A 15,334-nucleotide genomic window follows, 5' to 3' on the forward strand; every position below is an offset into this window, starting at 1 on the left:
TTGTAGTGAATACTTTATTGAAACAAACACTGACAGCTAGCATTTTAACTACAATGTTTGCAGGTACTGCTTTTGCAGCACCAAGTGAAGCACCACCTGCTTTTGTTAAAAAAGTGGCAGATGGATTGATTGCGCGTTTAAAAGCGGATCATGCCAAGCTACAAAACAACCCAGCTGCTGTGAAAACGATTGTTCGTCAAAACTTAGACCCGTATGTGGATTCACAAGCGTTTTCTCGTATTGTGATGGGGACTTATGCAACCAATCAATACAGTACTGCTGCACAACGCGCGAAGTTTGAAAATAATTTCCGTGAAACACTGATTGAAAACTACGGTTCTGCATTCGCGAAATTCAGCAATCAGACATATACCATTCGTCCGTATAAAGAAACCAATAGCAAAAACCCTGTGGTGACGATCGACTTTAATAACAAAGGCGAAAAAATCCCAGTGTCTTTCCAGTTGGCGGATAAAGGTAACCAATGGAAAATCCGTAATATCAATGTGTCGGGTATCGACCTTGGTTTACAGTTCCGTAATCAGTTCGCGGCAACGGTTAAACGTAATGGTGGCGACCTAGATAAAGCGATTGCAAATTTCCAACCTGATGCAGAAGCAGCGGTTGAAAAGAAAAAATAAGTAGGTGAAAGGTGATTAACTTTAGCAATCAGGAAATGCAGCTTTCAGGTCAGATTACATATGACAATGCTGAAAGCTACTATCAACAAGGTCTGAAGGTGATTCAGTCACAGTCTTATCCTGTGGTGGTGAATTTGGCCCAGCTTGAGCATGGTAGTACATTGGCATTAGCAGTATTGGTGCGTTGGTTACGTCAAACACCCGATGCACATAGTTTACATTTTAAAGCTGTACCTGAAAAAATGATGAAGGTAATTCAAGCCTGTCATTTACAGGATGACTTAAAGTTAATCCCTTAAATAAAAAAAGCACCTTAAGGTGCTTTTTTTATATGTTGCGTTTCTTAAATTTATGAGGAAAATAAGTGTTTTAAGCTTTACTTAAATCCATTTCTTCCAGCGGAAGTAAATGAGCGGACCAATCAGGAACGCCATTAAGATCAGGCTCACCACAATAAAACTGGTGCCGCCTTTGGCAAAAGGCAACACATCGGTGTTCATGCCGTAAATACTGGCAATCAGCATTGGTGGAGCGAGCATACTGGGTAAGATAGAGAAGCGACGAATCGTGTCATTCTGTTCGGTGTTAATGAAGCCTGAGGTGGTATCCAGTAAGAATCTCACTTTTTGGAACAAGAAGGCATCGTGCTCAACTAGTGAGCGAACGTCTTCACTGAGCTCTCGAATATCCGCATCATAAATATGACTGCCTAAAGCACGTGGGCGTGATAGAAAGGTCAGTACACGGCGTAAGTCAATCAAACACAACTGTGCTTTTCCAAGCATATCTTCCAAGTGTGCCAGACGGGTAATCATGTCATCTAAGTCGAGAATCATCTCGCGGTGACGGTTATTCAGTACTTCTGTGGAATACTTTTCCAAGTCCTTGTGGATATCTTCTAAGATATCAGCAAGCTCATCCAGCTTCGCCTCCAGTAAACCGAGTAAGATCCACGTTGGATCTTTATAGTCAATTTCGTAGTCATTGCGGCGCGCACGCGCACGAAAGGCACGGAACGCCACCAATTTTTCCCCACGAAGGGTAAAGAGACGTTCTTTATGTAAAATGAAAGCGACAGTTTGTACCGTGGCAAGGGCACCGCTGCTTTCTTCAGGCTCACCATCGACTTGATAGTTTTTATTTTTCGTTAAAAAATACGTACTGATATGCAAAATACCGTCGTCATCACGGTAGAATCGAGCTGAAGATGAAATGTCTTCGAGTGATTTTAGCGTAGGTAAATTTTGTTCATATGCATCTAAAATCCACTGTTGTTCTTCTTGGGAGGGAGCAATGAGGTCAAGCCAGACCAAATCGGGCTGAAGATCGAAATCGCCATTAATGGTGATGTCTTCTAAGCTACCGCGCTCTGTGGCGTAAAAGGCTTCAAGCATGCCGTCTTTCTCCTTTGCGCAGTAATGGTTGAAGTGGATGGGTGTATTTTAGACAAGGATTGCAATAAAAACACTGATCGAATGGTTAAATTGCTAAAAAATATCCATTCATTTTAGTGAAGTTGCATGACAATTAAATATCAGAGTAAAAAATGACAAATTCAATTGCGATCTTTTGTGGTTCCGCATTAGGTTCAGATCAAATCTTTTCCGAAACAGCACGTCAGGTTGGACACGCCATTGCAGAACAAGGCAAAACCTTGGTCTATGGTGGTGGTCGTTCGGGCTTAATGGGTATTGTGGCGGACAGTGCTTTAGAGGCAGGCGGTCAAGTGATTGGCGTGATTCCACACGTGCTGGTAGATCGTGAGTTGGCACATCAAGGCCTGACCGAGTTACATGTCGTCAAAGACATGCAAGAGCGTAAACTGAAAATGTCAGCCTTGTCGGATGGATTTATTGCAATGCCAGGCGGCGCAGGGACTTTAGAAGAAATCTTTGAACAATGGACGTGGGCGCAGCTCGGCATTCACCTCAAGCCGAATGCCTTTTTAAATGTAAATGGCTTTTATGATGATTTACTTAAATTTCTGAACATGACCACCGACAAAGGTTTTACACATGCGCGCTTTACCGACAGTCTGATTGTGTCGGATTCGGTGAAAGCAATTTTAAAGCAGATGGATCAATTCCAAGCACCTGAACCGAAGTGGGGTATGGTTGATCCTGAGTTGTTGGATGTCAAAGCATGAAGGTGATTACGGTCGCTGCGGCTATTATTGTGAATGAACAGCAGCAGCTTTTGTTGGTGCGCAAGCAAAACACCGCATGTTTTATGCAAGTTGGCGGTAAGCTTGAGCCCAATGAAGCACCTGAGCAAACCATGCTGCGTGAGATTCGGGAGGAAATTGGAAGTGATGCGACGATTGAACAGTTTGTTGGTCGTTTTGAAACAGCCACCGCCAATGAACCTGATTTTAAATTGGTGAGCTATGTTTACCATGTTCAGCTTCAGCAAGCGCCACAAATTGCGGCTGAAATTGCAGAAATGAAATGGGTCAGTTTGAATGATCAGCAGACTGTACTTGCACCGCTAACCACCGAAGTGGTCATGCCATGGGTACGTGAACATTTGCTGATTGACGTAGTCTAATTATTTTAGTGCATAGGCAATACACGCGGCGCTGACTTTATGACAACCCAATTGTTCAAGCTGTAAAGTCAGTGCCTGAATCGAGCTGCCTGTGGTCACGACATCATCCAAAATCAAAACACGCCGATAGAGTTTTGCGTACTGACGTTGCTGTGGATCGATTTTAAACTGTTGATGAATTTGATCTAAGCGTTCCAGTCGACTGAGTCCTTTTTGCGAATGTTGATGCAGTCGTATCACAGGCTGCCAAATGGGAACATTGAACTGCTTGGCTAAGTCTTTGGCGAGGATCATTGATTGGTTATAGCCACGTTCTGCTAAACGCTGAGTCGAAATCGGCATCGGAACAATTGCTTGTATTTTAGGTAAGCGAATTTGCTGAATAATGCCTGACAGTAGAGGCTGCCAATGCAGTTGTTGTTCATATTTGAACTGCTGAATAAGGTGATCTAAAGGATATTGATACTGTCCTGCGACATGAATACTCAGTTCTTGTTTTTCAATGGTCTGTGGATGCAGTGGGAGTTGTTGCCAGCAGTCCAGACAGACCGAATGCAGATCTGCGCGTACAATGCCACACAACTGACAAGGCTGTGCTTTGTGTAGCAACTGTTTGGCGGTGTGCAGTAAATGACTAAACATAGGCATAGCGTGGTGCTTCAGGCAGCCAGCGTTTCAGTAAGGCTTCAGCGTTTTTAGGATAGTCCTTTAAAATCTGCGCTGCGACAAAATGGGCTTGATTCAGCAAATGATCATCACGCTCCAGTTTGGCTACGCGAAAGCCCATATCACCCGTTTGTTTGGTACCGAGCAATTCACCGGGACCGCGAATTTCCAAATCTTTTTCGGCAATTAAAAAGCCATCATTGGTTTCACGCATGATGCGTAAGCGTTCTTGTCCATTTTGAGACAGCGGGCTTTTATATAACAGGGCGCAAAAACTGGCCTTGGCGCCTCGACCAACACGGCCACGTAATTGGTGCAATTGAGAGAGTCCTAAACGTTCCGCATTTTCAATCACCATGATCGAGGCATTTGGTACATCGACTCCCACTTCAATCACTGTGGTCGCAATCAAGAGTTGTAATTCATTGGCTTTAAACTGTTGCATCACGGCTTGTTTTTCGTCGGCTTTCATTTTGCCATGTACAAGGCCAATGTTGAGTTCGGGGAAACGGTCTTTAATTTCTAAATAGGTCGCTTCAGCAGCTTGAGCATCTAAGGTTTCAGACTCTTCAACCAAGGTGCAGACCCAGTAAGCTTGTTTGCCTTCTAGGCAGTTACTGGCAATACGCTGTAGGACTTCCTCTCGGCGGTCGAGTGGAATAGTCACGGTTTGAATTGGCGTTCGTCCGGGGGGAAGTTCATCGATCACAGACGTGTCCAAGTCTCCATAGGCAGACATGGCTAAAGTTCGTGGAATAGGGGTTGCGGTCATGACCAATTGATGTGGGGTCATATTCTGCGCGCCTTTATTGCGGAGAGCTAAGCGCTGATCGACCCCGAAGCGGTGCTGCTCATCAATAATTACTAATCCAAGTTTGGCAAAGCGGACATTGTCTTGAAACAGGGCGTGTGTACCTACCACCAGATGTGCTGTGCCATTGACAATGGCTTGTTCGGCTGCGGCACGGGCTTTGCCTTTTTGTTTACCTGAGAGCCAAGATACACTGAGTCCCAAAGGCTCAAACCATTTTTTAAAATTGAGATAATGTTGTTCCGCCAAAATTTCAGTCGGTGCCATTAACGCTACTTGCCAACCTTCTTCTAAGGCATGACAGGCTGCGACTCCTGCAACCAAGGTTTTGCCTGCACCGACATCGCCTTGAACCAAACGTAACATTGGTTTATTGAGTTTTAAGTCTTGTACGATTTCTTTGGAGACACGCTTTTGTGCATTGGTCATTTCAAAAGGCAAACTGTTGAGCAGTTGTTTAGCAAACTGACGACTGGCAGAAATACGTGGGGCTTCAATTTGTTGGATATAGGCACGACGGCTTAATAGACTGACCTGATGCGCAACCAACTCTTCAAAAATCAGTCGTTGTTGGGCAGGGTGTGAGCCTTGGCTCAGTTGCAGCATATTGGCATCGACTGGGGGGTGATGGATGTAGTCCAATGCCTGTTTAAGTGCATAGCCATTGGTAAATTTTGCGGGCAGCAGTTCAGGTAAATCATCACTGTGCTTGGCTAAAGCCTGTTTGATGTATTCGCGAAACTTAGGCTGAGTCAGACCTTCTGTGCTGGGGTAAATCGCAGTCAGTTGGGTTTGTGGAAGCGGGGTATGTTCTGTAATGAGTTGAATTTCGGGATGATACATTTCCAAGCCACGCGCACCCACACGGACTTCACCAAAAATGCGTAGACGATTACCGATCTTTGCGCGGTCCGTTAAGCCTTTATAAATATGGTAAAAGCGCAAAGTCACTTTGCCGAAGTCATCTTGCAGTCCAATTGCCATCGATTTACGTTTACCCGGCGGGAAGTCCACACCTTGAATTGTGCCTTCGAGTAGGTAGCTACGCCCAACCATCAATTGGTTCATCGGGATGATCGTGCTACGATCTTCATAGTCTCGTGGCAGATGAAACAGCAGATCATCTGTAGTGAAGAGATTCAACTTTTCAAGTAGTGCAGCAGAGGCAGCTCCGACCCCCTGCAACTGATGGACTGCAGCCATGTCCCCTCAACTTTGTCTGTGATTTGGTGCTAAATGCATATTTTATTTATAGGTTATGGTAAAACATCTCAGCGTGTTGCTAAACAGTTATTTCAGCAAGGCCACCAAATTACCACAATTAGCAGAAGTCCGAAATCAGATGATTGGGCTGAGCATTTGATCCAAGATATTCATTATTTGGATTTGTCCCAAGTCGCACCGATTGATGCGGTGTATATCTTACTCTCGCCTGAGGGCAGTACGGTGGAGGCGTATCAGCGAACTTTTGTAGACTCGATTGCACCCATGCTACAAGCCTTAGAAAGTCATCCTTTAAAAAAAGTGATGGTGGTTTCTTCCACACGTGTCTATGGTGAAAGTGCAGGGGAGCGGGTTGATGATGACACGTGTCCCCAACCGAGCGATGCGCAAGGGCAAGTGCTATTGAACATGGAAACTTTGTGGCAACAGGCTTATCCATTTGAATGTGTGATTGTTCGTCCAACAGGCATTTATGGAACCTCGGTTAGTCGGATGATTAAACTTGCGGAAACCACAAAAACTTACCCAAAACTGCATTGGTCGAACCGAATTCATATTGAGGATTTGGCTGCTTTTCTAGCGCACTTGCTTTACGTGGAACATACTGAAAAGTCTTACATTTGCAGCAATAGCCAACCATTGCCTTTACATGAAATTATTCAATGGTTTCAACAGCAGTTAGGACTCACAGTTTTGGTTTTGGAAAGTGATATGCCTTCAGGCAAGCAAATTTATGCTACGCGGATGCAGCAGATGAATTTTGAATTACAGCATCCACATTGTTTTGATGATTATTTGGCGTTGTTAGCAGAGCGTTAGTAAAAATAATTTTTTACTTCCAGTAATGAAAAATGTGAAGCGTAGCTGAGAAAATAGTTGCGGAGTGTGAGCAAGCATGAACAAACCATTTTAATTTATAAGATTTTGATATTTATTGTGAAATAATTATTTAATGTGGGGGAGTTTCTTTTAGATGAAATTAAAAAGGCTAATATATTAATAAACACAGTATATTCGGATTTTCATATATAAAACGGACTTAAATAAGTTTGTATTACGAGTGTTTTTGCTTTATGCACAAGTGATGAAGCAAATGGAGTTAAATCTAATGGAAATAAGTTTAGCACTCTCTCAGTTTTTTTAATTTTTAATCATTTTCTCAATATATAAGTAATAAAAGATCTTCGCGTAAAAGTTTGATTTATATTCTCGCGCGTGTTACAAAAAAGTGAATAAATACTAATCACAATAATCAATTTAATAATCAACTTTTGAACATGATAAACGGTGAAAATAAATGCAGCTACCAATCAAGCTTTTGACCACAACTTCAGTGCTTGCAATGAGTATCATGAGTTTTTCAGCATTTGCTGAAGAAGCCAAGACCACAAAAAGTCCTTTCGATAAAACTGTACGAATTGCTGATAATCTTGAACCAGCAATTCCAATGCCAGAACAAGAAAAAATAGCTAAGGATCGCCTAGCAGCACTTAAAGCAAAAACAGGACGTGCACCGAATATTCTGATTATTCTAGTTGATGATATGGGTTGGGGAGATGTTGGTGTAAATGGAGGTGGTGTTGCTGTTGGTGCACCAACACCAAATATCGACCGATTAGCACATGAAGGGATAAACTTTACTTCCACCTACAGTCAATCCCTCTCAACGCCTTCACGCGCAGCGATGATGACTGGTCGATTACCTGCTCGAACTGGGTTAACTCGACCATTACTAACAGGTGAAAACCCTAAAGTAAATCCATGGGCTGGTGAAGATACAGCTGCTAAACTCCTCAGTGCAGCAGGATATCGTACAGCACTTGCTGGAAAGTGGCATTTAGGTGAAGCAAAAGGTACTCGCCCTCATGAGGTCGGATATGATGAATATTTAGGGATTCTTTCTGTAACCTCTGAATTGTCTCAAGGCGTTGATAGCAGACTTTACCCGGATTTAGTGAATAAACCTGAACGTCTTGCAGCCTTGCATAAAATTTCTGATCCAGATGTGGTGGCGGGTGTTAAAAATGGAGAAACTCGCGTTGTAAAACGTATTGAATCTCCAGATGATCTTTCCAAAATGGATCAAATGTTTGCTGATTTCTCAGTCGATTTTATGAAACGCAGTGCAAGTGAAAACAAGCCATTCTACCTTATTCATTCCTTTGCTCGAATCCATAATGACAACTTCCCAGCACCTGGGTATAAAGGCAAAAGCCCGGCAGGTTTCCCTGTAAAAGATGCAATTGTTGAAGTCGATGACATTGTTGGCCGCCTAGTACAAACTTTAAAAGATACAGGTCAGCTTGAAAATACCTTAGTTTTCTTCACGTCGGATAATGGCGCAAATGAAGATACTTGGCCAGATTCAGGTTATCAACCATGGCGTGGCGGTAAAGGAACAACGTGGGAAGGTGGAGTCCGTGTTCCAGGGATTGCATATTGGCCAGGTATGATTAAAGCAGGTCGTGAAAGCGATGGTTTATTTGATCAAATGGACCTGTTCAATACCTCACTTGCAGTTGCGGGTGAAAAAAACCGTATCTCTAAAAAGCAATATATTGATGGTATAGACCAGTCAGGATTCTTATTGTCAGATGATGGTAAATCTGCGCGACAAACGGTCTTTATGTATTCTGAGACAACGCTCACAGCATTACGCTGGATGGAATATAAAGTACACTTTAAAGTATTCCAAACAGATGCCCCACGTAAAAATATCGATCAATCGAATTTGATGGCAACAGGTTCTGCACCTTGGATTTATAACCTCTATACAGACCCGAAGGAACAAGTAAGTACAGGACATCGTTTCTTTGAATGGGGTCTACCTCAGACCATTAATTTTGCTAAAGCACATGCTGCAACGTACCAAAAATATCCAATGAAAAGTCTAGGTTTAGAAATACCTCACTAAACATTTCAAATTAATTTCATCAACTAAATAAATGCCCTAAAACGAGTTTTAGGGCATTTAACATCAATTATAAGCTGAATGACCGATTAGAATTGCTATCTAACATAATGAAGTTTATAAAACATAGATTTTATTTTTTATTCATGGGTTTAAGCATAGGCACCTACCTTTTGTAGATACCTATGCTTTTAAAAAGAAATTACTTCTTCTTACGTTTCAAACGCTTCTTTGCTTGTTCAGCAGCGACTTTGTCTAGCGTGTCTTTCAGTTCTTCATCGCTGAAAGTGGTGATGTGTTGCAACATTTGTAGCGTGACATCATCTAGTACCAAGTTGGCATATTGCGCAACGTTTTGGAAGTTCTCATCAAACACAATCGCGTTGTCCGAGTTGGTGCTGATATAACCCTGTTGCGTCAGCACTTTAATAAAGCTTTGGAACAGGGCTTTATCAAAGAATTCAGGTGAATTGAACTCATATAGGACAGATAGACGCTGACCGACCAAATGACTGAGTTCTTCAACCTGACGTGCTGAAATGTTCCCAGAGCCGCGCTGTGTAATCAGCGCAAGCGTCATGTAGTAACGCTCAAGACTCTGCATGACTGGCGCAGCCAAGACCACCAACTGGTTATGATCTTCGCTGTTTGGAGCAGGAGAAATCAAGTGGCCTTCGGCATCTTCAGAAATCAGTTTGGCTTGAATTAAACCATCTACATAGGCACAGATTTGATCTTTGAGTTCAGCATCTTCCCATTTTAAAAACAGTTCTGCTTTTAAGAATGGATATAGCGTGCGAATTACATTGATTAAATCACCACGGCCAATGGTTCCATTATGTTCAACCAAAGCGGCAACAAGAGATGGCAATACAAAGGCATGCAAAATGTTATTACGGAAGTAGGTCAGCAGTACCGCTTGATTGTCCGCAATCGCAATAATGTCACCAAGAACGTGATTGACACGCTTGATCAGTTTTAGCTTTAAACCATAAGCAATGATTTCTTTACCTGATAATGGCGTGACCAAGAGGCGCTCATCATAAGGAAGTGTCGTCAAAAGCTTGCGATAGGTATCGAGCTGTTTGATACAGATTTCTTCATCAAGCGTATGCTTCTCAGTGGCCAACAGAACCAAAGACAAGAGTGAAACAGGGTTCACCACAGCTGCACGGTTAATATTTTCTAAAATTGCATGTGCTGAACTGTTGACTGCATCAGAGACTTCTTGCGGAATAGGATCATCATTTTTAGCAATTTGTACATTCTCAGCGCCATGCTTTTTCAGCATGTCATCGAGGAAAACGGGCTCACCAAAGTTGAGATGCACTTTCCCGAAAATACGTTCAATTTTGCGTAAAGTTTGCAGAATCCCAAAGACAGATTCGGCTTCTTTGGGTTTACCGTTCATCTCACCGACGTAGGTTGCACCTTCCATCAAGCGTTCATAGCCGATATAGGTCGGAACAAAGACAATCGGTTTGGCACGACCACGCAAGTGACTGTGCACGGTCATGGCTAACATACCTGTCTTTGGTGGTAGTAGACGACCTGTACGTGAACGACCACCTTCGATAAAGTATTCTAAAGGCGTGTTGCGCGACAAAATGCTGTATAGGTATTCTTTAAAGACCGAAGTGTAGAGCGCGTTACCGCGGAAAGTACGGCGAATAAAAAATGCACCCCCACCACGTAAAATTTGCCCAACAAATGGCATATTCAGGTTATCGCCCGCAGCAATATAAGGCACCATCAAACCACGGTTATACACCACATAAGACAGCAGTAAATAGTCGATATGGCTGCGGTGACATGGGGTATACACAATTTCGTAGTCTTTAGCCAGCTCACGAACCGTATTGAAGTTATGAACTTCAACCCCGTCATAGAGCTGCGTCCATAATCGTGCCAGCGCCATTTCCGCAAAACGGATGGTTGAATGTGAGTAATCCGATACGATTTCATTGACATAACCAATGGCACGACGTTCTGCGTCTAACATGCTAATTTTGCCGCGAATACTTTCGCGGCGAATGGCTTCTTGTACGTCATTCGATTTAATCAGTGAGTGCATCACATTGCGGCGATCTGAAAGGTCAGGACCGAGTACTGCTTCACGGTGTGCATCAAGCTGATTATTTAAGGTATTTAGAATATACGTTGCAGGCGATAAATTTGGATAGGTGGTTTTTGCAAAGTCGACCAAAGCACGTAAAGACTGACTTTCATGAAACTCTAAAAATGACTGACGACCATGCAAACCAATATTCATCAGCTGCTTCACCGTACTAGGTGTCGCCCAAGTATCGGTAAATAACAATTTAAACCAAGAGTCTTCTTTGTCTGGTGAACGTCCCCACAGTACCGTCACAGGCACCAGCTCCACGTCTAAATCGGGTTGTTGCTCTAAAGCTTCAACTAGACGTAACAGGCGCGGTGGAAAGGTGTGTGGTGAAGGGTTAAGTAAATTATTTTCATCGCTATGCTGTAAAAACACGATCGATGCTTTTTCTTGATGTGTCCCCACGACCAAAGGATCGAGTGCAGGAGCAAGCTTTAAACGACGTGTTTCGCCATCCACCAACAGCGCATTACTGCGTGAGTGATTTTGAAGCACATAACAGACAATTTTTTTGGGATGGCCTGCAGCTGCTGGGTCAGCATCTGTTGCTGTCGGTTCTGTTGGAACCTCACCCAATACATGTGGGGTTACTATGAGGTCAAGAAGCTTACTTGAAAGCTTTCTATACATTTGACCAAAGCCACTTTTGGACATATACACTCCTGCTTAAATGACCAATCCCGCAGTTTGTCTGAAGGGGTATTTATTTTGCGTAATTGTAAACATAAACCGTATGTCATTTCCTGACAAATTTGTTTTATATGGTGAATTTTATCGTTAAAAATCGTATTTTTAGTCGGAAATAACGAAAAAAACTTATGACAACTCAGTCAAGCAATCTATAGGGTTTTAGTCTGAATTTATGGCAAAATAGATTTTAATATCGATATCATACCTCATCACTTTACAGAAAAATCTGGTCTCTCACCATTAAGTAGGTTGCTTATGAATGCCTTAACCCAAGAGTTGGTTGAATTACTGAGCCTCGAAAAAATTGAGGAAAATATCTTTCGTGGACAAAGCCGTAATTTGGTTGGGAAGCGTGTTTTTGGCGGACAAGTCTTAGGTCAGGCCCTACGTGCGGCGTCATATACGACGGATCGTCCAGCTCATTCTTTACATGCATACTTTTTATTTGGTGGCGATGTGAACGCACCGATTATCTATGAAGTTGATCGAATTCGTGATGGTCGTAGTTTTGTCAGTCGCCAAGTGCGCGCTATTCAGCACGGTAAAACTATCTTTATGTGCATGGTGTCTTTTGCTGACAATGAAGAAGGCCTGAATTATCAAATCGGTGAGCCTGAGTATCCAGCACCAGAGTCTTTAAAGTCTGAGGCTGAACTGAAAAAAATGATGGTGGAATTTGTGCCTGAAAATGTGCGTGCAAGTTTCATGCGGGATCGTCATGTGGAAATTCGTCCCATCAATCCACAGAACCCGTATCAACCACAGCCTGAAGCACCTGTGTATGCGCACTATATTTGCACGCATGACCGCATTGCAGCAGAAGTGGATGAGATTTCGTTGCATCAGGCGATCGCAGCATTCTATTCAGATTTCACTTTAATGACCACGGCACTGCGCCCGCATGGTTTAAGTTATCTTTCGCCAAGTTTGCAGTGTGCGAGTATCGATCATGCTATGTATTTCCATAAACCCTTTCGCGTGGATGACTGGATGCTGTATGACATGGACGCCACAGTCAGTGCCAGTTCACGTGGTTTAAACTTTGGACGAATGTGGCAAAACGGTGAGTTGGTGTGTAGTACCACGCAAGAAGGTTTGATTCGGCTTCGTGAAATCGAAGCCCAATAAAGCCTAAGTACAGAAAAAGCTGAGTGATATCACTCAGCTTTTTTTATGACCGACTTTATGACTGAAAGGTGGTCAGAGCAGAGCTAGAAGTTGAGCTTGAATTGTAATGGTCTCATCTTTTGGGGAGAGGTATATGGGGAAATGTGCAGTACTTGTGACAAAAAAATGCTCGATTCTCACCTGTTCACATGGCATAGTTTCCCAAAGAAATCTTTGAAAAGCATGAAGCTATGAGCTTAAACACGCAAATTCTAATTGCAGCGATCTTTGGGGTCATCTTCGGATTTATTCTCAATCTTTTCCCGGGTACCGCTTTTTTAGACATGAGTTTGTATGGAATCGGGGTGGTCAGCAGTGTTTTTATTGGTCTGTTAAAAATGCTCTTGATTCCCCTCATTTTTAGCTCAATTGTGGTGGGGGTATCTAACTTACAAGCGGGCGGACAACTCTCCCGTGTTTGGAAAATTACGCTGGCATGTTGTGTCACCACCACGACTTTGGCCTTGATATTGGGTTTAAGCTGCGCGCATTTATTTGAAGTTGGCAAAGGTGTCGATATCGCCATGTTCCAAGACGCCATGGCCTCTCATCAAACTCCAGATACGCTCACCCCATCTTCGTTCTTCACCAACTTTATTCAAAATACGTTGATTAACCCGTTCAAAGCTTTTGCTGAAGGCAATGTTTTAGCAGTGGTGGTTTTTGCGTTGTTCATAGGTGTGGCGCTCGTCAAGGGCGGAGAAAAATTCCGCACCGTGCGTAAGCTGAGTCAACAGTTCTTTGACATCATGATGTTGATGATTGGTTGGGTGATGAAGCTAGCCCCGCTAGGAATTTTTGCCTTACTTGCTAAGTTGATTGCCACTGAAGACATTTCGGTATTGAGTCGTCTGGCTGAGTTTGCGGCTGTGGTAACAGGCACTACCATTTTTCATGGTCTGGTGGTCTTGCCGCTATTACTGTGGATTTTTGGCAAGATGAATCCGATGACCTTTTTTAAAGGCACGCGTGTGGCGTTAATTACTGCTTTTGCCACCAGCTCAAGCTCGGCGACCATGCCTTTATCACTGAAATGTGCGCAAGAAAATCTCGGTGTACGTCCGCAAACAGCGGGCTTTGTGATTCCGTTGGGGACGCAGCTCAATATGGATGGTACTGCGCTGTATGAGGCAGCGGCAGCTTTGTTTATTGCCAACTTGATGGGACTAGATTTGACTTTGAGTCAGCAGTTGGTGGTGTGTCTGACGGCGATGATTGCCTCTTTAGGTGCTCCAGGGATTCCGAGTGCGGGCATGGTCACCATGATTATGGTATTGCAGTCTGTCGGGCTTCCTGCTGAAGCAATTGCGATTTTATTGCCGATTGATCGCTTGCTGGATACCGTGCGTACTGTGGTGAATGTACAAGGTGACATGATGATTAGTGTGGTGGTGGATCGACATACCAAGGATCTGGATGCACCTTTGCCCAATTTATCGAATCCGTCTTAAGTTTTGCTCTAAAATAAAAAAAGCAGCCGATTGAGCTGCTTTTTTATTTTAGGGGATTAAGCGACTTTGAGCATGGCACGTTTAGCTGCAGGGGATTGGTCTAAGTAGGCAATCGCATCTTCTGTTTTGGCTTCATGTACAGGGTCATACCATGGCACCAAATAGCCAAATTGCTGTGAAATGAGCCATAATGGACTTGGCAGCACTTGATGATTTCGTTTAGAAATAGACAGCCACTCACGCCAAATCCAAGGTTTAAACAGACTGGGTTGAATCGACTTAAAGCGGTCATCTTGTTTCATAATATGAGCTGCACCATCAACCCATAAACCCAGCACGGCAGCAATCACCACCAGACTCAAATAATAGCGCGCAATATAGCCTCCACCTAAATGTCGGTACAAATCAAATGCGACGGTACGGTGTTCAATTTCTTCTGCGCCGTGCCATTTGATTAAGTCTAGCATCGCAGGGTCAGCGCCCATTTTTTCCCATTCGGTGTTGTCCAGTGCATATTTTCCAAGGACACAGGTCATGTGTTCCACCGTGGCAATAATACCGAGTCGAAACAGATCCCACTGGTGCTCAAGTGCTTTAGGTACAGTGAGATCAAGTGGTTTATCGGCCAGTAATTTTCCAAATAAGAAATCCATCAACGCTAGATTACGGGAGACATCAATCTTTCTTTGGCTGAGATACTCTTTATTGGCTGAGTTGTGTGCCTGCGCATGCATGGCTTCTTGGCGAATAAAGGCTTGTACATCTTGCTTCAGCTTTTCATCGCTAATTTGTGGTAAGACTTTGTTATAGAGGCGGCAGAACCAGAACTCACCAGCGGGCAGGATCATATTAATTTCATTGATGAAATAGCTGGCAAAAGGGTGGTTGGGAATCCAATCAATCGGACTGTCTTGCCACTCAAATTTAACTTTGCGAGGCTTAATTGTGTAGGCAATAGAGGAACGAGTTTTGTTTTTTTTCAATCGAGACCATAATTTCATATGCTGACCTATTTTTATATGTGTTGAACTTTTTCACGAGCTGAATAAAGTCAGTATAAAAAAAAGTCCCCGATTGCGATTAGCAATAGGGGACACAGATACA

The 15,334-nt window shown here is 43.2% G+C and carries 13 protein-coding genes; 8 read left to right on the forward strand and 5 right to left on the reverse strand.

The features are described from left to right. Positions 1-5 precede the first annotated feature (5 nt). On the forward strand, positions 6-641 hold the full coding sequence (locus JZ787_RS07460; protein ID WP_087527364.1) for an ABC transporter substrate-binding protein: 636 nt from the start codon (positions 6-8) through the stop codon (positions 639-641). Positions 642-652: 11 nt separating this feature from the next. Continuing rightward, a complete protein-coding gene (locus JZ787_RS07465) occupies positions 653-940 on the forward strand; it encodes an STAS domain-containing protein (protein WP_004691363.1) in 288 nt (95 codons plus the stop codon). 81 nt (positions 941-1,021) lie between these two features. Here the strand turns inward: JZ787_RS07465 and JZ787_RS07470 are convergent, their stop codons facing one another. Further along, positions 1,022-2,035, reverse strand: a complete 1,014-nt coding sequence (locus JZ787_RS07470) for a CorA family divalent cation transporter (protein WP_004691361.1) — start codon at positions 2,033-2,035, stop codon at positions 1,022-1,024. Between the two features lie 152 nt (positions 2,036-2,187). On the opposite strand from JZ787_RS07470, the gene JZ787_RS07475 reads away from it, so the two are divergent. Together JZ787_RS07475 and JZ787_RS07480 are read left to right on the forward strand one after the other, a co-directional pair. Further along, on the forward strand, positions 2,188-2,787 hold the full coding sequence (locus tag JZ787_RS07475; protein WP_346312036.1) for a TIGR00730 family Rossman fold protein: 600 nt from the start codon (positions 2,188-2,190) through the stop codon (positions 2,785-2,787). Continuing rightward, on the forward strand, positions 2,784-3,188 hold the full coding sequence (locus JZ787_RS07480; RefSeq protein WP_058870364.1) for an NUDIX domain-containing protein: 405 nt from the start codon (positions 2,784-2,786) through the stop codon (positions 3,186-3,188). Before JZ787_RS07475 ends, JZ787_RS07480 begins: the two co-directional genes overlap by 4 nt. On the opposite strand, the gene JZ787_RS07485 is transcribed toward JZ787_RS07480, so the two are convergent. Together JZ787_RS07485 and recG are read right to left on the reverse strand one after the other, a co-directional pair. Then, a complete protein-coding gene (locus tag JZ787_RS07485; RefSeq protein WP_346312037.1) occupies positions 3,189-3,836 on the reverse strand; it encodes a ComF family protein in 648 nt (215 codons plus the stop codon). Then, on the reverse strand, positions 3,823-5,868 hold the full coding sequence (gene recG, locus JZ787_RS07490) for an ATP-dependent DNA helicase RecG (RefSeq protein WP_346312038.1): 2,046 nt from the start codon (positions 5,866-5,868) through the stop codon (positions 3,823-3,825). The genes JZ787_RS07485 and recG overlap by 14 nt, the downstream gene beginning before the upstream one ends. Positions 5,869-5,901: 33 nt before the next feature. On the opposite strand from recG, the gene JZ787_RS07495 reads away from it, so the two are divergent. Both JZ787_RS07495 and JZ787_RS07500 read left to right on the forward strand, forming a co-directional pair. Beyond that, a complete protein-coding gene (locus JZ787_RS07495) occupies positions 5,902-6,708 on the forward strand; it encodes an NAD-dependent epimerase/dehydratase family protein (protein ID WP_346312039.1) in 807 nt (268 codons plus the stop codon). Between the two features lie 478 nt (positions 6,709-7,186). Then, a complete protein-coding gene (locus tag JZ787_RS07500) occupies positions 7,187-8,803 on the forward strand; it encodes an arylsulfatase (RefSeq protein ID WP_346312040.1) in 1,617 nt (538 codons plus the stop codon). 199 nt (positions 8,804-9,002) lie between these two features. Here the strand turns inward: JZ787_RS07500 and plsB are convergent, their stop codons facing one another. Continuing rightward, complete coding sequence (gene plsB / locus JZ787_RS07505; RefSeq protein WP_346312041.1) at positions 9,003-11,576, reverse strand: glycerol-3-phosphate 1-O-acyltransferase PlsB; 2,574 nt, start codon at positions 11,574-11,576, stop codon at positions 9,003-9,005. A gap of 291 nt (positions 11,577-11,867) precedes the next feature. On the opposite strand from plsB, the gene JZ787_RS07510 reads away from it, so the two are divergent. Next, positions 11,868-12,740: an acyl-CoA thioesterase II gene (locus tag JZ787_RS07510; RefSeq protein WP_346312042.1), complete on the forward strand. Its 873-nt coding sequence runs from the start codon at positions 11,868-11,870 to the stop codon at positions 12,738-12,740. Between the two features lie 230 nt (positions 12,741-12,970). After that, the gene (locus JZ787_RS07515; RefSeq protein ID WP_131230672.1) at positions 12,971-14,230 is read left to right on the forward strand and encodes a dicarboxylate/amino acid:cation symporter; all 1,260 of its coding nucleotides are present in this window, start codon (positions 12,971-12,973) and stop codon (positions 14,228-14,230) included. A gap of 56 nt (positions 14,231-14,286) precedes the next feature. On the opposite strand, the gene JZ787_RS07520 is transcribed toward JZ787_RS07515, so the two are convergent. Further along, entirely contained in the window at positions 14,287-15,231 is a 945-nt protein-coding gene (locus JZ787_RS07520) for a metal-dependent hydrolase (RefSeq protein ID WP_346312043.1), read from the reverse strand. Between the last annotated feature and the right edge of the window lie 103 nt (positions 15,232-15,334).

Origin of the sequence: Acinetobacter sp. BWR-L5, from assembly GCF_039655985.1 — a bacterium.
Taxonomy (GTDB): Bacteria; Pseudomonadota; Gammaproteobacteria; order Pseudomonadales; family Moraxellaceae; genus Acinetobacter; species Acinetobacter johnsonii.